Origin of the sequence: Curtobacterium sp. RIT-PI-V (genome assembly GCF_025642935.1) — a bacterium.
Taxonomy (GTDB): Bacteria; Actinomycetota; Actinomycetes; order Actinomycetales; family Microbacteriaceae; genus Curtobacterium.
Window position 1 is genome coordinate 22,294 of the sequence record NZ_JANZKM010000013.1, and the last position, 18,129, is coordinate 40,422.

The following is an 18,129-nucleotide window of genomic DNA, read 5'->3' on the forward strand; positions in this document are numbered from 1 at the left end:
TCATGCGGCGAGCACTCTCCGGTAGACGTCGACGTACTCGTCGATCATCCTGTCGGGAGAGAAGCCAGCGAGCTCGGTCGACGACACCGGGTTGCTGGGGACGGCCGACGCGATGGCGTCTGCCCATCGACGACGTTCGTCCACAACCGTCACGTTCGACGACCACCCGAACTCGCGAGCGGCTCTGGACTCCGCCGCGATAACCGACATGCCAGCCGTGAGCGCTTCGACGATGGTCAACGGGTAGTAGTCGACGGTCGACGAGAACACGAGGTGAGAGTGGTCACGCATGAGGCGGTACATCTCACTGCGATCGGTGATCGCTCCGACCATGGTGGCGTTCGGGATGGGGGACGGCGCGTTGTCGCCGACTATCGTCAGCTTTCCGGGGGCTATCCGCGCGATCTCCTCCAACAGGCTCCAGTCGACCTTCGCTGCGTCACGAAGGTCTCGGCATATGAAGAGGAACCGTGCCGGAGTGGAGCGGTGATCGACCGGACGCTGCGCCCAGGCCATGTTCCAGAACCGCGGATCAACCGAATTCGTGACGGTGGTCACATCTGAGAGACCGCCCGCTTCCATCTCCTCAGCCAGCCATGAGGCGCAGGCGACCATCTGCAAGGGCACGCTCGATCGAACGTCGTCGATCGCCCGGCGACGTGCAACGAACGTGGGTGCCGCTCGATCGATCTTCGCGGGCGGGTATGCGGTCAAGAAGGGACAAGGGTCACACCCGCCCTCCCACCCGGTGCACGTCCCGGGCTGTGCGCACCGCCCAGTCATCGCCCACTGGTCGTGCATGGTCCACACGATGGGCTTCCCTTCCTCAGCGATCATCGAGAGAAGGTCGGTCGGCGGCATCATGTAGCTGTGGATGGCATGGAGGTGGACGACGTCGCTCTGTCGCACCGCCCGTCGCAGGGACGCTCTCCTCGACCGTGATGGGCGGACCACCTCGGTCCCGACGATCTGGTGCGCAGCGAGATTGAGCGCGGCTCGCGGAGCCGATGTGAGTCGGAGAGCGCCGTACTCCGCTTCCAGCGGGGACGGGCTTCCGCCCTTCGCATAGCCGTACGCGATCTTCGCGCCGATCCCACGCGACGGCAGGCCGTCGTGCAGGGTGCGCGCGACCCCGGCCGCGCCGCCCTCACTGAGGCGAACGTTGATTTGGAGCACCTCGGTCATCTCAGCGGCCCCTCCTCGGCCGAAGTGACCCCGTTCACTTCACGCCGTTCGCTGACGGACGCGTTCTGGAAGGGGGGAGCCTCGAGCGCGGCCATCAATATGCTCCTTGCGATCGCCAGACGGCCTTGGCAGTCCGCCAGAGCACCACGAGATCACCCGTGATGGACCAGTTCTCCACGTAGTACAGGTCCAACCGCACCGAATCCTCCCACGACAGGTCGGACCGACCGCTGACCTGCCACAGACCGGTCATGCCCGGCTTCACCAGGAACCGACGGTGGACGTGCGTGTCGTAGCGCACGACCTCGCGAGCGAGCGGAGGACGTGGACCGACGAGCGACATGCTGCCGGCGAGAACGTTGAACAGCTGCGGCACCTCATCGAGGCTGTAGCGCCGCATGAACCCACCGACCCGGGTGACGCGTGGGTCGTTCCGCATCTTGAACAGGACGTCGTTCCCCTCGGCGCGGTCCAGAACGCTGAGCTCCTGCAAGCGATCTTCGGCATCGACGACCATCGATCGGAACTTGATCATCCGGAAGGTACCGCCGTTCAGGCCGACTCGCTCCTGGCGGAAGAAGACCGGACCCGGTGTGGTGGTCTTCACCAGCACCGTCAGCACGAGCAGCAGCGGCGACAGGACGATGACGAGCAGCGCTGCACCGACCAGGTCGAAGGCACGCTTCGTGTAGAGCTTGCGCCCAGAGTACGTCGGCGTCTCGACGTGGATGAGCGGGAGCCCCTGCACGGGCCGCGTGTGGATGCGCGGACCTCCGATGTCGGTCAGGCTCGGTGCGACGACCAGGTGCTGCCGACCGGGCTCGAGCGACCAGCTGAGTTCGCGGACCCGCTCCGGCGGCAGGTCGTCGGAACTCGTGATCACGACGGTGTCGGCACCGGTCTCGCGCAAGGCCGAGCCGACGTCGTCGAATCCGCCGTGGCTCCGGATCGTCGAGCCCGCCAGCATCCCGCGGTGGTTGGAGGACACGACGGCACCCACCACGCGGTACCCGGCTTCGGGTGAACGAGCCAGTTCGCGGCCGATGTGCAGCACGCTGGCCGGCGAACCGACCAGCAGCACCGTCGCCGAGTACGCACCCTGCTGACGCTGGGCGACCAACCACTGCCGCCACATCCACCGCGACAGCAGCAACACGAGGATCCCGATCGGGAAGGCGATGAGCACGTACCCGCGCGCGAGATCGACGTGCAGCAGGAACGCCGCGATCGCCAGCAGCCCGAACACCCGGACGCTGGAGTCTGCGACCAGGCGGTACTCCGTGCTCCCGACACCGATGACTCGCGCCCCGCGGGTGTCGTACAGAGCGAGCGCGCTCATCCACATCACGATCACGACGATCGAGATGGCCGAGTAGCTGAGCCGGAGGTCCGCGGTGTTGGTGGCGAGGTTCGACTCGATCCCCAGCCAGGCGATCTGCACGCCGAAGACCACCCAGATCAGCGCCAGCAGATCCGTGATGAGCACCCGGCGCGAGTACGAGCGGCTCCACTCGTCGCGGGCCCCGACCACGCTCGGTGCGCGGAGCGCGTCCGCCGTCATGATCGCATCACCACGACGCACCGCCGTCACTCGAGACCCTGACCGTCTCGCCGTCCCACAGCCAGACGTCCTGTCCGGCACGGTCGATCGTGACGGTGCCGTCGGAGTCCGCACCGTCGGCGCAGCCCACCGGCGAGACCGCGGTGCTGGGGGTCACGTCCGCCGCGGGCATGGTCACGAGTTGCACGCCGGAGCAGGACGCCACGTCCACGCGGGCCAGGGTGTACTCGCCGCCGTCGACCGCGATCGAGCGCACGCCGCCCATCGGTACGTCCACCCAGGCGTCCGTGCCGGCCCGCCACTCGAGCTGTCCGTCGCAGATCACGACCGAGGTCCGCTCCCCCTGGAACGCCTCGATCGGGTCCGCGCACGGGGCCTGGATCGTCCCGCTCGCGAGCACCACACCGTCGGTGCTGATCCCGGCGCCGGCGGCGCCGGGCGTCCCCGCGTTCCACGTCACGCCCGCGTCGGTGCTGGTCCGCGCCGTCGTGGTGCAGTCGTCACCGACGCCCGCCAGGATCGAGAGCTCCGCATTGGAGGCCCGGATCGCCATGAGCGATCCGACATCCGTCCCGAGTCCCACCGGGACCCACGTCGACCCGCCGTCCACGGTGTGTTCCAGCACCGGCCGGGGGCCGCCGCACGACCCGCCGGACGCACGCCATGCCTCCCGGTCGTCCACGGCTGCCAACAGGCGCCGCCCCTGCTGAGCAGTGGATGCGGGGTCTGCGTCAGCCGACGTGCTCGCGCGCGGCGTCTCGGTCGTGTCGGGTGTGCTCGTGAACGTGGGGATCGGGCCCGCTGGCCCGTTCTGCTCCGGCGCGGTGCGCCCCAGGGCGAGGGAGACGAGCACGACGTCGATCGCGACCAGCACCACCACGACTGCCGCCACCACGATGAGTGTGGTTCGGGGCAGTGCGCGGCCGAGGCTTCGGGTCCCCCGGCGGGTCTTCATGGTCGGCGGCTCCGTTCAGCGTCCGGCGCGCCGGAGCACGCCGAGCTTCTTGCCGGGTTGCTTCGGCGGGGTCACCGGTGCAGAGGCGCCGTCGTCCTGGCCGTAGCCGTACCCGTACCCGTACCGGCCGTACCCGTACGCACCGGGACCCTTGACGGGCATCTTGGTGATGACGAAGCCGGAGATGGGGGCGCCGACGTTCTCGAGCGATGCGATGGCTGCCGCCAGTTGCCCCTTGTGGGTGTGGCCCGAGGCGACCGCGATGATCGCGCCCGATGCCTTCTTCGCCAGGATCGCCGCGTCGGTCACCGGGAGCAGCGGCGGCGCGTCGAACAGCACGTAGTCGAACTGCTGCTCGAGGCGCTCGATCAGGTCCTGCATCGCGCGCGAGCCGAGGAGTTCCGACGGGTTCGGCGGGATCGGTCCGGCGGGCAGGACGACGAGCTTGCCGCGCCCCCACGGGTGTGCGACGTCCTCGAGGTCGGCACGACCGATGAGCACGTCGGTGAGGCCGGCGTTGCCCTCGACGTCCATGTACTCGGCGACGCGGGGGCGGCGCAGATCGGCGTCGATCAGGATGACCCGGAAGCCGGCGCTGTCCAGGGCGATCGCGAGGTTCGCCACGGTCGTGCTCTTGCCTTCGGACTGCATCGACGAGGTCATGACGAAGGTCCGAGCGCCCGTGCCGATGTCGAGGAACTGGAGGTTCGTGCGGAGCGTCCGGAAGGACTCGGCGCGGGGGCTGCGGGGGTCGACCTGCACGATGAGCGGACGCTCGGCGGCCTTGGCGTCGTAGGCGATCCCGCCGATGACCGGCTTGTCGCTGATCTTCTCGACGTCGAGCTCGGTCCGGACACGGTTGTCCAGGGTCTCGCGCAGCACGGCGATCCCGATGCCGAGTGCGAGCCCGACGAGCAGGCCGAGTGCGACGTTGACGGGCACGTTCGGACTGACCGGGGTGCTCGGGACGTCCGCCTGCTTGACGCGGGTGAGCTTGACCGTGCTCTTGCCGCTCGCGTCGGTGGCCTCGATGTCCTGCACGACGTTGGTCAGGCTCTGCGAGGTCGCGTTCGCGATGTTCGCGGCCTGCACCGGGTCGGTGCCCTCCACCGAGATGGAGATGAGGGTGGTGCTGGTCGGTGCCGTCGCCGACACCATCGTCGCGAGCTGGTCCGCATTCATGTCGAGCTTGAGCGACGAGATGACCGGCAACAGGACGATGGGCGTCGACACCAGGTTCGAGTACGTCAGCACGCGCTGCTGAGTGAACGTGTTGCCCTGCGCAAGGTCGCTCGCGCTGCCGGACGTCTCCGTGGAGACGAAGACCTGCGCGGATGCTGCGTAGACCGGCTTCTTCACCAGGGAGAAGCCGGCCGCGGCCGCGACCCCGACCAGTGCCAGCACCAGGATGAAGACCCATCCCTTGCGCAAGACCGCTATGTAGTCGCGTAGCTCCACGCGGCACCCTTCCCCGGAAGTCGCCGCGCCCTGCAGAGTCCCTGTCGCAGGTCGACCGGGATCGTCCCAGCGTTCGGCAGGGAAATACTGCCACACCGATGAGACGCGCTCGGGGTCTGGCGACGTCGAGTCTCGTTCTGCGTCCCGTACGGTGGCGACATGCAGCCCGAACCGGACGCGCCGACCGCCGCCCGCCCTTCCTCGGCGGTGCGGGACCTGCAGGTCATCGTGATCGCGCTCCTGGTAGCCGTGCTGCTGTCCCGGATCGTCGGGGGCGTCGCCCGGACTGGGGGTCTGCCCTCCCCGGTCGCGCAGGTGCTGGTCGCCGACCTGGCCGTGTGGGTGCCGCTCGTGCTCGGTGTCGGGTGGGTGCTCCGGAAGTCCGCTCCGGCTGCCCTCGTGCGCCGGCTCGGGCTCGGGTGGGCCGATGCCGTCGCGGCCATCGGCATCGTCACCGTGTGCCGCGGGCTCGATGCCGTGCTGTCCGTCGCGTTCTTCGGTGTGACCGGGCTGACGCCGCAGCCGACCCTCGGCACGCCAGACGTGCTGCTGCTCGTGGTCTCGGCGATCGGGGTGTGCCTGGTCAGCCCGGTGCTCGAGGAGGTCGTGTTCCGGGGTGTCATGCAGCGTCGCCTGTCGGCCGAGCTGACGCCACGCACGCGGTTCCTCGCGGTGCTGGTGACCGCGTTCGCGTTCGCGTTGATGCACCTGGCGATCAGCACGACCACGTCGTCGGTCGCGGGCTTCGAGGTCTTCGTGACGACGTTCGTGCTCGGCCTGCTGACGGGGACGCTCGTCGCCATGACCGGACGCCTCGGCGGGGCGATCGTGGCGCACGTCCTGTTCAACACGGTGGCGGTCGTGCTCACATGGCCGCGCTGACATCGGCCGCACGATGAGCCGCTCCGACCGGTAGCGTCCTTCTCGAATGTCTCGCCCAACCAGCATCCTCGAGAGCCCCCTCGCCCGGCAGGCTCCCCTGAGTGCGCTGTTGGCGCTCGGCGCCGTCCTGAGCATCACGGTGCCGTCGCTCCAGGTGACGGACGACGGCCTGTTCGTCGCGAGCCTCGCGGTCACCGGTGTCGCGACGGTCGTGGCTGCGGTGGCACTGGCGCTCCCGCACTCCGTCGGACTCGTGCCGGCGTTGCTGGTGCTCGACTTCGTGGCGATCGCGCTGTTCCGGACGAGCACGGGCGCAGGCGCCTCCGTCTTCACCTCGCTCGCCGTCCTGCCGGTCGTCTGGTGCGGGTCCCTCCGTGGGCGCCTGACCGTGGTGTACGCGGCGCTGGGCGTGACGCTCGTGATCATGGCGCCCTACTTCCTGACGCCGACGAACGTGCCCGGCGCGAGCGAGCTGGTCCGTCTCGGCGTGACCGTGATCGTGTTCGGGACGGTCGCGGCGGTCGTGCAGGAACTCTCACGGCGAGCGCGGCGCAACGTGCGCGCTGCCCGGCTGGGCGAGGAACGCGTCCGCGCGGAGATCGACCGCGCCGCCGCCGTCCAGCGGTCGCTGCTCCCCGCGCCGACCGACCACCTGGGCACCGACGTCGCGGTGGCGGGCGCCTGCCTGCCGGCGAAGTCGGTCGGTGGTGACTTCTTCGACTGGTACGAGACGAACACCGGGATCGCCGTCAGCCTCGGTGACGTGATGGGCAAGGGCGTGGGGGCGGGGCTCATCGCAGCGGCCGTGCGGGCCACGGTCCGCAGTGCCCGCACCGTCGACGACCCGTCCGAGGCCCTCCTCCGCGCAGCCGACGGGCTGGCCGCCGAGGCCAGCGCGACCGACGTGACGTTCACCACGCTGTTCCACGCGCGCATCTCGACCGACGGCACCTTCCGGTGGGCGGACGCGGGCCACGGATTGAGCCTGGTGCTCCGGTCGGACGGCACCGTGGACCGGCTCCGGTCGAGCGACCTCCCGCTCGGGATGGGGCTCCGCGACGAGTGGGCGACGACCGAGGGGTTCCTCGACACCGGCGACCTGCTCATCTCGTTCAGTGACGGCGTGCTCGACCTGTTCGGCGGGCGTGAGGACACCGTCGACGCCGTGGCCGATCTCGCACGGGCCTGCGGCTCCGAACCCACGGCGCTGGTGGCCGCACTGTCCGCGCGGGCGGACGAGGTCGCGCACGACGACGACGTGACGGTGATCGCGATCCGACGAGCACCGGTGGCGACCGTGGCCCCCGCGCTGCCCGCGCAACCGGCGCGCCAGGATCGAGCGTGACGAGGTCAGTCGCCGGTCGGTGACTCCTGCTCGCGCCGGAACCGCTCGACCTCGGCATCGACCTGCCGCCGCGAGAACCGCTTCGCCACGAGCGCGGCCCAGGTCGAGCCGACCGCGGTGAGTGCGACGCCGAGGACGGTCCCCTCGACGCGGAGTTCACCGTCGTCGCGGTTCGGGATGAGCGCACCGATCAGCAGGCTCAGACCTGTCGCCACCAGCACGAACGCGACGATCGTCGCGGGACGGTTCCCCGCGCGTGGAGCGGCCTGCGGATGCGCAGACGTCGAGATCGCCAGCACCAACCACACCCCAGGGACCCCAGCGCTCACCGGGAACCACTGCCCCAGCACGAGCAGCAGCCCGAGCGACAGGACGAACCCGCCGGCGCACCAGAGCCACCACCGGTTCCGGTCCCGCCGCTGCTGCCCGGCCAGGTCATCAGTCCCCATGGGTCGAACGTAGACCAGCTCCGGTCGCCGACCGTCGACCCCACCGGGTCGGTGTCCGGCGACCGGCGACCGGAACCGTGTCAGTACAGCGCGGAGAAGGACGCGTCGCGCACGAGTACAGTCGCCGCGTCACCCGCGACCTGCTGCTCCGGGTCGCTGGACAACCCGAGCTGCCAGTCGCCGCCACCCGGCTTCGCGGGCAGCGTGAACTCGACGGTCGTGTCCGAGGCGTTCAGCAGGACCGCGACGGTGTCGTCGCCCTGTTCGAGGACGAGCATCACCGCCCGGTTGCCGCCGTCGGCCCAGTCCCCGTCCTCGAAGCCGGCGTTGTCGGCGCGGAGCACCGAGACGGTCGATTCGGAGTCACCGGGTGCCGTACGGTACCACTCCGGACGCAGGGAACGGTGCTGCGCCCGGAACGCGATGGCCGCGGTCGTGAACGCGAGCAGGTCCCGGTCGGCCGCTTCCCAGTCGAACCACGAGATCTCGTCGTCCTGGCAGTAGGCGTTGTTGTTGCCGCCCTGGGACCGAGCGATCTCGTCGCCGCCGAGGATCATCGGCACACCGGCCGACAGCAGCAGGGTGCCGAGGAAGTTCCGGCGCTGCCGGTCGCGGTACGCGTTGACGCCGGCGTCGTCCGTGGGCCCCTCGACGCCGCCGTTGAACGAGGCGTTGTCGCTCTCGCCGTCGTTGTTGTCCTCGCCGTTCGCCTCGTTGTGCTTCTCGGCGTACGAGGTCAGGTCCGCCAGGGTGAAGCCGTCGTGTGCCGTGACGAAGTCGACCGAGCACAGCGGCGAGCGCCGTGACCCCTCGTAGACGTCCGGGCTGCCGAGGACACGCTGGACGGCGTCACCGAGCGCCCCCTCGTCGCCGCGCCAGAAGGCACGGAGGTCGTCGCGGTACTTGCCGTTCCACTCGGACCAGTCGGCCGGGAACCCGCCGACCTGGTACCCCGCGGTGTCCCACGGCTCGGCGATCATCTTGACCCGACGGAGCACCGGGTCCTGGTGGACGATGTCGAGGAACGCTGAGTGCTTCTCGGCCTCGCCGTCCTGTCGCGTCAGCGTCGTCGCCAGGTCGAAGCGGAAGCCGTCGACGTGCATCTCCTCGACCCAGTAGCGCAGCGAGTCCATGATGAGCCCGAGCGCCGCCGGATGCCCGACGTTGAGCGAGTTGCCGGTGCCGGTGGTGTCGAAGTAGTTGGCCTCGTCACCCTCGACGAGGCGGTAGTACGACTCGTTGTCGATGCCCTTGAACGACAACGTCGGGCCCATGTGGTTGCCCTCGGCGGTGTGGTTGTAGACGACGTCCATGATGACCTCGAGCCCCGCGGCGTGCAGGGCCTTGACCATCTCCTTGAACTCGGCGACCTGCTCGCCGGCGGTGCCGCTGGACGAGTACTCGTCGTGCGGTGCGAAGAACCCGATGGAGTTGTAACCCCAGTAGTTGCGGAGCCCCTTGTCGGCAAGAGTCGAGTCCTGGACGAACTGGTGCGTGGGGAGCAGCTCGACGGCCGTGACGCCGAGATCGACCAGGTGCTGGATCGCCGCCGGGTGCGCCATGCCGGCGTAGGTGCCGCGGATCGCCTCGGGGACGTCCGGGTGCTGCTTCGTGAAGCCCTTGACGTGGACCTCGTAGAAGACGGTGTCGGCCAGGCTGGTCGAGGGACGGACGTCGTCGCCCCAGTCGAACGAGCGGTCGGCGACGACCGACTTCGGCATCGCGGCGGCGGAGTCGGTGTCGTCGCGGGTCTCGGGGTCGTTCATGTCGTGGCCGAACAGGGCCTGACCCCACTCGTACGAGCCGTCGACCGCCGTGGCGTACGGGTCGAGCAGGAGCTTGGCGCCGTTGTGGCGCAGGCCCTTGGCCGGGTCCCACGCGCCGTGCACTCGGAAGCCGTAGCGGGTGCCGACGGCGACGCCGGGGACGATGTCGTGGAAGGTGTAGCCGGTGCGGTGCTGCAGCTCGGTGCGGTGTTCGTTCCCGTCGTCGTCGAACGTGCAGAACTCGACGCGCTCCGCGGTGCTGGAGAAGAGTGCGACGTTGGCGCCGCCGTCGACGAGCGTGACGCCGAGCGGGGTGCGGGCAGAAGTGGTCATCGTGTCGTTGTACCGGGCGGCCGCTGTGGTCCCGGCTCGCGCACGTACCCCGCCAGGCATGGATGCGCAGACCGGACAGCTGCGACCGCCTCGTCGGACACCGGACGGTGACCGAGGGCGTCTGCTCCTCGTTCGGGTCGAGGAGCAGGCGCCCTCGCGCTACGACGACGTCGGGTTCGGCGCGGCGGTCCGCGACGATGCCAGCCCGGAACAGGGATCGGGCCCCCGCAGCTGGGCGGCGCGGGGTAGCTCACGAGACGGTACGGACGTGCCGCTCTCCGGGCGCACAGGTACGCGGAAATCGACGGAAGCGGCCCCGCTGCCATCCAGAGAACGCGCGTTCCCCGTTTGGGGGATACCAACGAGGGGCGTCGCCTGATTGGGTCATCGAGTCAGCAACTCCGTTGCGGACGAGATCCGCGCGGAGCTTTGGCACCAAGCGAAGGTGACCTCCCTCGGGTGGGGCGGTCACGGTGGGTGCCGGCGTGTCGATTCGGGTTCGACGCGGCGGCACCCCCATTCACGAGACGCGCAGAGGTCCTCACTTCAGGGGACTCGCCTGTACCCCGTTCTGGGTGTACCGATTCGTCTGTCCTCCGACTGTGATGGGTGCCTGGGCTCCACTGTCCGCATCCACCCGAAGGAGCGCGCATGACCGTCACCGTCCCGCGTCTGAGCGCCGTCCTGTCGTCGGCCGAGCCGCCGCACCGATCGGCGCTCCGGCCGCTCCCCCGCGCGTGGACGCGGTGGCTCCTCCGGCTCGCGTTCGCCGTGCCCTACGTCGTGGTCGCCGTGCTCTCGATCGAGATCCCGACCACACCGCTCCTGGAGCTCACCGGCAACCAGGCGACCCTCGACCGGGCGACGGCGGCACTCGACGGCGGCGTCGTGCAGGCCGTCGGTCAGCTCTACCCGCTGCTCTCCGGCGTCCTGCTCCGGTTCCTGCCGTTCGGCGTGCACGGTGCAGCGGTCCTCGGCGGCCTCGCAGCAGGCGTACTGCTGCAACTCCTGGCGCAGGCCATGCTCCGGCGCGGTCTCCGGATGCGGAAGGTGGTCGTCTTCACGATCGCGCTCGGCGCGAACCCGCTCTACGCCTTCGTCGCCCTCAACGACCTGCAGGCCTTCCTCGGCATCGCACTGTTCGCGCTCGCGATCGCCGACATGGTGCGGTTCTTCTCGTACGGCGACACCCAGGCGGGGTTCCGTGCCGGCCTGTCGTTGATGGTGTCGACGCTCGTCGACCCCATGGGCCTCGTCTACGTCGTCATCGCAGCTCTGACCGCCCCGCTGCTGGAGCTCGCCCGGCACGGACAGCCGGGCATCCGCCGAGCGAACACGCTCGTCCTCGTGTTCCCGAGCATCGCCGTCATCGGCTCGATGTCCGTGCTCGACCTGCTCGTCCTCCGCGACCCGTTCGCGGCACTGCGGAACACCGTGCACACCGACAGCACCCGGCTGAGCGGCCTCGAGCACCTGGTGGGTTCGTTCGACGGGCTGTTGCTCCTCGCGATGGTCGTCGCGGGGTGCCTCCTGGCCCTGCTCGTGCACCGACCCGGTGCGATCGTCATCGTGGTCGCGCTGTTCGCCGGGATCCTCGCCGGCTACGCGATCGGGCTCATCCCGGTCGCCACCGCCGGCAACACGTTCGTCACGATGCTCGCCGTCGCGATCGCGATCCTCCCGCGTGTCAGCAGCCGGGTCACGAGCGCTCTCGTCATGGTGCTCGCCGCCCTCCAGATCCCGCTCGCGTGGACCGCGGCGTTCGAACGCGAGGTCGTCGCCGAGTGGATGCACGCCCTGGTCTCGGCGGTGGGCGCATGACCGCCGTCGTGTCCGGTGCGTCCGCCGTCACCAGCGAGACCGACACCCCGTCGATCGACGAGACGACCGCCCGGCACCGCGGCGACGAGTCAGACTGGCGCCCGCCGCACCGGTGCTCGGTCCGCCGGCACGTCGACGAGGGCTGGGTCGCCTCCGCACGGATCCGCGAGGGTGTCCTCGTCCTGACCAGCGGCCGGTCGGACCCGGATGTGCTCCGGGCCGCCTTGACCGAGGAGTTCGGCGAGCCGGTCGTGCTCCGGGCGGTCGATGAGGCCGAGGTCCGCCAGCGCATCATGTGGGAGCTGGACGACGAGGTCGCCGACCTCGCCGCACACGACCTCGCCCGCACGATCCCGGCCATGTCCGCCCGCACGGTGCTGTCCCGCGGTCAACAGGTCGGCGGCGGCATCGCCCTGCTCGCGTTCGCCGGCTGCCTGGTGATCGCTCCGGGCACGACCGCCGCCATCGTCACCGCGGTGCTCTCGCTCGGGTTCCTGGCCGGCATCGTCTTCAAGTTCTGGGTCTCCATGGTCGGCGCCCGCTTCGACCTCGTCGAGCAGGTCTCAGCGGCCGACGTCACCGCGCTCGACGACACCACCCTGCCGACGTACACCGTCCTGGTCCCGGTGTTCCGCGAGGCGAACATCGTCGGCGACCTCGTCCGCAACCTCGAGGTCCTCGACTGGCCAAAGGACCGCCTCGAGGTCCTGGTCCTCGTCGAGGCCGAGGACCACGAGACACGCCAGGCCGTCCTCGACGCTGATCCACCGGCCTGGATGCGGATCGTCATCGTCCCTCCCGGTGCGCCGCAGACCAAGCCGCGCGCCTGCAACGTCGGCCTCGCGATCGCCCGCGGCGAGTACGTGGTCATCTACGACGCCGAGGACCGCCCCGACCCTGACCAGCTCAAGAAGGTGTTCACCACGTTCGAGCGGGCCGGCACCGACACGGTGTGCGTCCAGGCCGCTCTGAGCTACTTCAACGCCGACGAGAACGCCCTGACGCGCATGTTCACGCTGGAGTACTCGTACTGGTTCGACTACATGCTCGCCGGCCTCGACGCCCGGAACCTGCCGATCCCGCTGGGCGGGACCTCGAACCACTTCCGCACCGAGCTCCTGCGTGAGCTCGGTGGCTGGGACCCCTACAACGTCACCGAAGACGCCGACCTGGGCATTCGTGCGTCCGCGGTCGGGTACCGCGTCTCCGTCGTCAACTCGACCACGATGGAGGAGGCGAACACCTCGATCCCGAACTTCGTCCGGCAGCGGTCGCGGTGGATCAAGGGGTACATGCAGACCGCCCTCGTCCACGCCCGGCGCCCCCGCGCGCTCGTGCGGGAGATCGGGCTGCGCCGGGCTGCTGCGTTCGCGCTGCTCATCGCCGGGACACCGTTGACGTTCCTCGGCATGCTGCCCGGCATCGCGGTGACGATCGCCACGCTCGTGCTGCCCACGGCGTGGACGGCCTCGGTGTTCCCCGCCCCGGTGCTCTGGCTGTGCGTGCTCGACTTCCTGCTCGGCAACGCCACGATGATCTACCTGACCATGATGGGGCCGTACAAACGCGCTCGGTTCGACCTGATGCTCTGGGCGTTGCTGAACCCCGCCTACTGGGTGCTGCACTCGGTCGCCGCCTACAAGGGCCTGTGGCAGCTCATCACCCGACCCCACTACTGGGAGAAGACGGAGCACGGTCTCACCAAGACGTCATCCGTGTGAGTACTGCGGTCGCCGCGGCGTCTCCCGTTCAGGGGGTTGCCGCGGCGGTCGAGGTGGAGCACGCTGTGGTCGGTCCGGTCATGTCAGAACCTGAGGGGGAACCATCATGCGATCGCTCGTCTACACCAGCACGCAGACCCGACCGATCACGGACTCGGAACTCGCGCAGATCCTCGCCGTCGGCCGGGAGAAGAACACCCGCCTCGGTGTCACCGGGATGCTCGCACACCGCGACGACAACTGCATCGGCATCATCGAGGGCGACGACGACGTCGTCGCTGAACGCTTCGATCAGGTCCGAGCCGATCCCCGCCACACCAACGTCCGAGTGCTCCTCAACGAGCCGATCCGACACCGGTCCTTCCCGGACTGGTCGATGGCGTTCCAACCGCTCGACCCGTTGCTGCACGACGTGCCGGGGTTCAGCGACCTCTTCACCGCCAACCGCCCCAACGACTCCACCTTCGGTGCGTCCCGCGCGCGTGCTCTGCTCGACTGGTTCCGGAAGCACCCGCTCGCTCCATTGACGAACCAGGACGCGGCCGACGAGGAGATCCCCCGAACCCGGATCCTGAACGCCGCGATCACCGCTGTCCACGCCGGCGGCGCGTCCCGGTTCACCCTCGAGGACGTCGCAGAACGCGCGGGGATGACCGTCCCCGAGGTCCTGGGGCTCTTCCCGTCGCAGCACGCCGTGCTCGCCGCGACCGTGATGCGGTGGACCCGAGCAGTCTCCGCTCCCCTGCTCCCCCTGGCCGCCGAGAAGGGCACGATCGCGTTCCTGCACGCGCTCCTCGCCGCCCATGCCGAGGAACCAGCCCTGATGCGCCTGATCGCGTCCACACTCGCCACGTCGACCGACCCGTCGACCGACGGAGCGGACTACTACCGGTCCGCTTACCTCCAGTTCCGTGAGACCGTGCGCACCGCCCTCGCCGAAGACGTCCGTGCCGGGCGGGAACCCGCCACGATGGATCCGATCCGCGGTGCACAGCAGCTCCTCGCCCTCTACGACGGCATCCGCCTGCAGGCGCTCCTCACACCGGACACCGACGTCGTCGACGCCTTCGACCGCGCCGCGTCGCGCATGCGACGGGGCTGGACCGAACACTACGAACGACCCGCCTACTGGGACCTGCCCACGATCCCCAGCGCCTGACGACGGGGGCCGGTCCCGCCGACTCCACATGGGCCGATGGCCGAGAGGCACAGCATCGCGCGAGTGGTAGGACCTGTCCATGGTGTTCTACGACGCACGTCCGATCCGCACGGCAGGGCAGGTGCTGCTCGATGTCGTCGTGGTGGCCGGGATGGTCGCCGCGGTTCTGCTCGGGCGATCGGTCTCCGCATCGATCAGCGCCCTCGCCGACATCGGAACTCGTGTCCACGACCAGGGCACCGCGTTCCAGGAGCAGTTGAGCAGCACCGCAACGGCACTCGAGAAGGTGCCGTTCATCGGCAAGTCGGTCAGCGCACCGCTGCAGGACGCGAGCCAGAGCGCGCAGCGGATCGCGGCTGCCGGAGCAGAACAGCAGCAGGAGACGCTGCACGTGGCGCACCTCCTGGGTACCTCGTCGACCGCGGTGCTGATCATCGTCCTGGTGGTGGTCTGGATCCGGTACCGCGGCGGCTTCATCCGGCTCGCCACGCTCACACAGCGCCTCGGTCAGCAGCCGGACGGAGCCGAGTTGCTCGCTGTCCGCGCGCTGACGACCCGGAACGCCGCCGGCCGGCTCGGCGTCGACGTCGTCGACCGATGGCGCCACCGGGATCCGGAGGTCATCCGCGCGCTGGCCGATCTCGAGCGGCGCTCCACAGGGCTCCGCGTGGCGCCTTCGCGGACGTCGTGACCTCCCGCCCACGAGGGCGGGATCGGGTCAGGCACAACTGGTGCGGCCGAGTCCGAGGAAGCGGACGGTGCTGATGCGGACGCTGCTGGCGGAGGTCGTCGTCCACGTCGAGGTGACGTCGGCGCGGACGGTGACACTGGAGGTGCGGAACGAGAAGAGGTCCCAGGAGCTGATCGTGGTGGATCGGGCGGTGCCGGCGCTGGTGTCGCTGCTCGCGACGCCGTCGATGACCGTGGTGAACCGCTCGGGTGCCACCCCGTCGTAGCTCCACCCGATGGTGACCGACCCGTTCGTGTTCGACGTGCACGTCAGCGCAGTGGCCGGGGTCGCGGCCACGGTCGCCATCGTGCTGGGTGCGGTGGCGGTGGCGGCAAAGGCCGCGGCGGCCGCCGGAGCAGGTACCGCCAGCGCCGCGACGGTGCAGACAGAAGCGACGAGGAGTGCCCCCACCGCCCACGGCCGGTGGTCCTGCTGACGATGCCGGGGCCCACGTCGGGACGCCCCCGTCGTCCTGGTCGGATCTGCGACGGCCGGCAGGACGGCGAGTCCAGCGACGAGGACGAGGGCCGAACCGAGGGCGACGAGCGCGCCCGCTCGATGGTCCGCAGCCCAAAGGACGGGTGTGCCGATGAGTGGGACACGGAGGTACCCGACTCCCGTGACCGCGGACCGGGAGATGTGTGTGGAGTCGGCGGAGGGGTTCGCGTCGCCCTTCGTGGTGAGGGTTCCGTCGCTGTTGAGGGAGTCGAACCGGTGCAGCCGGAGGGTGCCGACGTGGTCGGGGTCGGCGAAGAGCAACACCTGTCCCTTCCGGAGCTCTCCCGCGGTGACCGTCTTGCTCACCACGACGTCACCCGGGTGCAGGGACGGCTCCATGGAGCCGGTCATCACCGTGGTGGTGTGCCAGCCGAGGACCATCGGAGCGACAGCCCAGAACACGAGACCGAGGACGGCAGCCAGGATTCCCCGGGCGCCGAGCACCACGGCGAACCGACCCCACACGGACGGACGCATGACCGACCTCCTCTCGTGTCCTCCCGGCCGCTCAGGAGTTCTGCGCTTCCCAGGTGAACCCGAGGCTCGCGGTGGCACCCATAAGGGAGGCCGGGGCATCCGACGAGACGGTGTAGGTGATCTGGTAAGTCTTGGTCTCCGACTTGTCGCCGGTGGGCTTCCACGTCCCGACGCCGGTGGCGTAGCTCGTTCGGTTGGACGCGAACGACGCGAGGGAGTCGTTGTACAGGAGACCGTCGGACCCGGCCGCCGCGGTGAAGCCGTTGCACGTGCCGTAGCCTCCACCGCTGCCCTGCTTGACCTGCAGGGTGACGTACGAGGCCAGCGCCTTGGTCTGCTGCACGTTCGTGGCGTAGAGCTTCACTGCACTGGGGAGCGAGCCGGTCGAGGTGACGGCGATGCAGTTCGTCCCGGTGGAACCGGGCTTGAGGTTCGACGCAGCGAAGAGCGCACCGTTCGACGCGTCGTTGCTCAGCGCCACCGATCCCATCGACCAGTTGTTGGCGTCGTCCGACGAGGTGGCCGAGAACGCCGAGTACGACGCGGTGGACACGGCGACACCGGCGGCGAGCAGGGCAGCCGGGATGACGGCGAGGGTGGCGACACGGGCGATGGTGCGGTTCGGGCGACGCATGAGAGAAGATCCGTTCAGGTTGAGACTTGACTCGAATTTCGAGCTAGATGAACCATACGCCTACAAATTCGTTCAAGTCAATTTTTGTCCCAAACGGATCTCGTCTAAGATAGGACCATGAGCGCGAGCCCTCCTCCGATGAGTGACGCCGACCAGGATCGTCTGCTGGACGAGGCGGTCGCCGCGTTCTACAGCGCTCAGGTCGAGCACGCGCACCTGATGCAGCACCTCGCCGTCACGCACGACCTGAACCCGGTCGACCTCCGCGCGCTGAAGTTCCTCGGCGCAGTCGACGACGACCGCACGCCGAAGGAACTCGGCGGGTACCTGGAGATGGGGACGGGAGCCGTCACCGCCCTGCTCGACCGTCTGACCAAGCGAGGCCTGCTCGATCGTGTCCGCAACCCGGACGACCGCCGGAGCGTGCGGATCGAGCTGAGCGCCGACGGGTTCGCGGTGGTCGGGACGCTCCGGGCCGCCTACCGCCGGGCACTCCGGCAGTCCTTGCCGCCGGAGAGCACGGATGTGTTCATCCACTTCACCGAACGCGTGTCGCACGCCTTCCGCGAAGCCAGCCTCGACTGAGGACGACCGACTCCCTCACGCGTCCCCCACGCGACTCACGGGAGTGGAGCTCCTCCGGCCCGACGGTGCGACGTGACGATGTCGATCTCCTCCCTCCGGAGCTCCGCCTCGACGCGGTGTTCCTCCGTGACGGTGTGGGTCGTCAGGGTGATGCGTTCGACCGGGACGACTGCTGTCGAGACCGTGATCTGTTCCTCGCGGAGGACCACGACGATCGGTTCGTGGACGGTGTCCGTGGTGCCGGCCGACACCGGTACCGCGCCGCTGATCGGCTCACGGACGAGTCGGATCTCCTCGTGACTGACGTCCACTGTGATGGTCCGCTGCTCGGTGACGATGACCCGCTCGAGCCGGACACGTTCGATGGCGTGGCGTTCGGTGCCGATGACGAGTCGCTCTTCGCGTCGGACCACGTCGAACTGGTCCGTCCGTTCGTCACCACCCGGAGCGTCGCGCGGTGCGTGGCGAGAGGTCATGGTCTTCTCCGATGCTGGGGGCACGGTCCCGAGCGAACACGGGAGCGCGGGGATGGCCCTCGGCCCCGCCCATGGTGAGCGGGGCCGACACACA

General features: G+C 69.4%; 16 protein-coding genes. 7 read left to right on the forward strand and 9 right to left on the reverse strand.

Annotation, left to right across the window (positions count from 1 at the left end):
* The 4 genes from OGL88_RS09660 to OGL88_RS09675 all read right to left on the reverse strand — a co-directional run bounded on the left by OGL88_RS09660 (position 1) and on the right by OGL88_RS09675 (position 5,159).
* Positions 1 to 1,185: a glycosyltransferase gene (locus tag OGL88_RS09660; RefSeq protein WP_263091222.1), complete on the reverse strand. Its 1,185-nt coding sequence runs from the start codon at positions 1,183 to 1,185 to the stop codon at positions 1 to 3.
* A gap of 94 nt (positions 1,186 to 1,279) precedes the next feature.
* The gene (locus tag OGL88_RS09665; protein WP_263091223.1) at positions 1,280 to 2,746 is read right to left on the reverse strand and encodes a sugar transferase; all 1,467 of its coding nucleotides are present in this window, start codon (positions 2,744 to 2,746) and stop codon (positions 1,280 to 1,282) included.
* Positions 2,747 to 2,753: 7 nt separating this feature from the next.
* Entirely contained in the window at positions 2,754 to 3,638 is an 885-nt protein-coding gene (locus tag OGL88_RS09670) for a hypothetical protein (protein WP_263091224.1), read from the reverse strand.
* Between the two features lie 78 nt (positions 3,639 to 3,716).
* Positions 3,717 to 5,159, reverse strand: coding sequence for a polysaccharide biosynthesis tyrosine autokinase (locus OGL88_RS09675; RefSeq protein ID WP_131921299.1), 1,443 nt, complete (start codon positions 5,157 to 5,159; stop codon positions 3,717 to 3,719).
* Between the two features lie 159 nt (positions 5,160 to 5,318).
* Between OGL88_RS09675 and OGL88_RS09680 the strand changes: the two genes are divergently transcribed.
* A complete protein-coding gene (locus OGL88_RS09680) occupies positions 5,319 to 6,041 on the forward strand; it encodes a CPBP family intramembrane glutamic endopeptidase (RefSeq protein ID WP_263055144.1) in 723 nt (240 codons plus the stop codon).
* A 46-nt stretch (positions 6,042 to 6,087) separates the two neighbouring features.
* On the forward strand, positions 6,088 to 7,386 hold the full coding sequence (locus OGL88_RS09685; RefSeq protein ID WP_263091225.1) for a PP2C family protein-serine/threonine phosphatase: 1,299 nt from the start codon (positions 6,088 to 6,090) through the stop codon (positions 7,384 to 7,386).
* A 5-nt stretch (positions 7,387 to 7,391) separates the two neighbouring features.
* Here the strand turns inward: OGL88_RS09685 and OGL88_RS09690 are convergent, their stop codons facing one another.
* Both OGL88_RS09690 and glgX read right to left on the reverse strand, forming a co-directional pair.
* Positions 7,392 to 7,835, reverse strand: a complete 444-nt coding sequence (locus OGL88_RS09690; RefSeq protein ID WP_263055146.1) for a hypothetical protein — start codon at positions 7,833 to 7,835, stop codon at positions 7,392 to 7,394.
* Between the two features lie 80 nt (positions 7,836 to 7,915).
* Entirely contained in the window at positions 7,916 to 9,934 is a 2,019-nt protein-coding gene (glgX, locus tag OGL88_RS09695; RefSeq protein WP_263055147.1) for a glycogen debranching protein GlgX, read from the reverse strand.
* A 651-nt stretch (positions 9,935 to 10,585) separates the two neighbouring features.
* Between glgX and OGL88_RS09700 the strand changes: the two genes are divergently transcribed.
* The 4 genes from OGL88_RS09700 (at position 10,586) to OGL88_RS09715 (ending at position 15,326) form a co-directional block, all read left to right on the forward strand.
* The gene (locus OGL88_RS09700) at positions 10,586 to 11,755 is read left to right on the forward strand and encodes a hypothetical protein (protein ID WP_134195668.1); all 1,170 of its coding nucleotides are present in this window, start codon (positions 10,586 to 10,588) and stop codon (positions 11,753 to 11,755) included.
* The gene (locus tag OGL88_RS09705) at positions 11,752 to 13,476 is read left to right on the forward strand and encodes a glycosyltransferase (protein WP_205463874.1); all 1,725 of its coding nucleotides are present in this window, start codon (positions 11,752 to 11,754) and stop codon (positions 13,474 to 13,476) included. Before OGL88_RS09700 ends, OGL88_RS09705 begins: the two co-directional genes overlap by 4 nt.
* A gap of 106 nt (positions 13,477 to 13,582) precedes the next feature.
* The gene (locus tag OGL88_RS09710; RefSeq protein ID WP_111086135.1) at positions 13,583 to 14,635 is read left to right on the forward strand and encodes a BLUF domain-containing protein; all 1,053 of its coding nucleotides are present in this window, start codon (positions 13,583 to 13,585) and stop codon (positions 14,633 to 14,635) included.
* A 79-nt stretch (positions 14,636 to 14,714) separates the two neighbouring features.
* Positions 14,715 to 15,326, forward strand: a complete 612-nt coding sequence (locus OGL88_RS09715; RefSeq protein ID WP_263055148.1) for a hypothetical protein — start codon at positions 14,715 to 14,717, stop codon at positions 15,324 to 15,326.
* Between the two features lie 27 nt (positions 15,327 to 15,353).
* Here the strand turns inward: OGL88_RS09715 and OGL88_RS09720 are convergent, their stop codons facing one another.
* Both OGL88_RS09720 and OGL88_RS09725 read right to left on the reverse strand, forming a co-directional pair.
* Positions 15,354 to 16,340 carry a signal peptidase I gene (locus OGL88_RS09720; protein ID WP_263055149.1) on the reverse strand — a complete coding sequence of 329 codons (987 nt, stop codon included), beginning with the start codon at positions 16,338 to 16,340 and terminating at the stop codon, positions 15,354 to 15,356.
* A gap of 31 nt (positions 16,341 to 16,371) precedes the next feature.
* Positions 16,372 to 16,974 (reverse strand): hypothetical protein, encoded by a 603-nt coding sequence (locus OGL88_RS09725; RefSeq protein WP_263055150.1) that lies wholly within the window; start codon positions 16,972 to 16,974, stop codon positions 16,372 to 16,374.
* Positions 16,975 to 17,091: 117 nt separating this feature from the next.
* Here OGL88_RS09725 and OGL88_RS09730 point away from each other — a divergent pair, with 117 nt between their 5' ends.
* A complete protein-coding gene (locus tag OGL88_RS09730; protein WP_263091226.1) occupies positions 17,092 to 17,559 on the forward strand; it encodes a MarR family winged helix-turn-helix transcriptional regulator in 468 nt (155 codons plus the stop codon).
* Between the two features lie 35 nt (positions 17,560 to 17,594).
* Here the strand turns inward: OGL88_RS09730 and OGL88_RS09735 are convergent, their stop codons facing one another.
* On the reverse strand, positions 17,595 to 18,035 hold the full coding sequence (locus OGL88_RS09735; protein WP_263055152.1) for a YsnF/AvaK domain-containing protein: 441 nt from the start codon (positions 18,033 to 18,035) through the stop codon (positions 17,595 to 17,597).
* Between the last annotated feature and the right edge of the window lie 94 nt (positions 18,036 to 18,129).

What these genes read in the sequence shown, in the direction of transcription:
- OGL88_RS09660 (WP_263091222.1), bottom strand. Translation starts at nt 1,185, where the DNA reads ATGACCGAGGTGCTCCAAATCAACGTTCGCCTCAGTGAGGGCGGCGCG.
- OGL88_RS09665 (WP_263091223.1), bottom strand. Translation starts at nt 2,746, where the DNA reads ATGACGGCGGACGCGCTCCGCGCACCGAGCGTGGTCGGGGCCCGCGAC.
- OGL88_RS09680 (WP_263055144.1), top strand. Translation starts at nt 5,319, where the DNA reads ATGCAGCCCGAACCGGACGCGCCGACCGCCGCCCGCCCTTCCTCGGCG.
- OGL88_RS09685 (WP_263091225.1), top strand. Translation starts at nt 6,088, where the DNA reads ATGTCTCGCCCAACCAGCATCCTCGAGAGCCCCCTCGCCCGGCAGGCT.
- OGL88_RS09690 (WP_263055146.1), bottom strand. Translation starts at nt 7,835, where the DNA reads ATGGGGACTGATGACCTGGCCGGGCAGCAGCGGCGGGACCGGAACCGG.
- glgX (WP_263055147.1), bottom strand. Translation starts at nt 9,934, where the DNA reads ATGACCACTTCTGCCCGCACCCCGCTCGGCGTCACGCTCGTCGACGGC.
- OGL88_RS09700 (WP_134195668.1), top strand. Translation starts at nt 10,586, where the DNA reads ATGACCGTCACCGTCCCGCGTCTGAGCGCCGTCCTGTCGTCGGCCGAG.
- OGL88_RS09705 (WP_205463874.1), top strand. Translation starts at nt 11,752, where the DNA reads ATGACCGCCGTCGTGTCCGGTGCGTCCGCCGTCACCAGCGAGACCGAC.
- OGL88_RS09710 (WP_111086135.1), top strand. Translation starts at nt 13,583, where the DNA reads ATGCGATCGCTCGTCTACACCAGCACGCAGACCCGACCGATCACGGAC.
- OGL88_RS09715 (WP_263055148.1), top strand. Translation starts at nt 14,715, where the DNA reads ATGGTGTTCTACGACGCACGTCCGATCCGCACGGCAGGGCAGGTGCTG.
- OGL88_RS09720 (WP_263055149.1), bottom strand. Translation starts at nt 16,340, where the DNA reads ATGCGTCCGTCCGTGTGGGGTCGGTTCGCCGTGGTGCTCGGCGCCCGG.
- OGL88_RS09725 (WP_263055150.1), bottom strand. Translation starts at nt 16,974, where the DNA reads ATGCGTCGCCCGAACCGCACCATCGCCCGTGTCGCCACCCTCGCCGTC.
- OGL88_RS09730 (WP_263091226.1), top strand. Translation starts at nt 17,092, where the DNA reads ATGAGCGCGAGCCCTCCTCCGATGAGTGACGCCGACCAGGATCGTCTG.
- OGL88_RS09735 (WP_263055152.1), bottom strand. Translation starts at nt 18,035, where the DNA reads ATGACCTCTCGCCACGCACCGCGCGACGCTCCGGGTGGTGACGAACGG.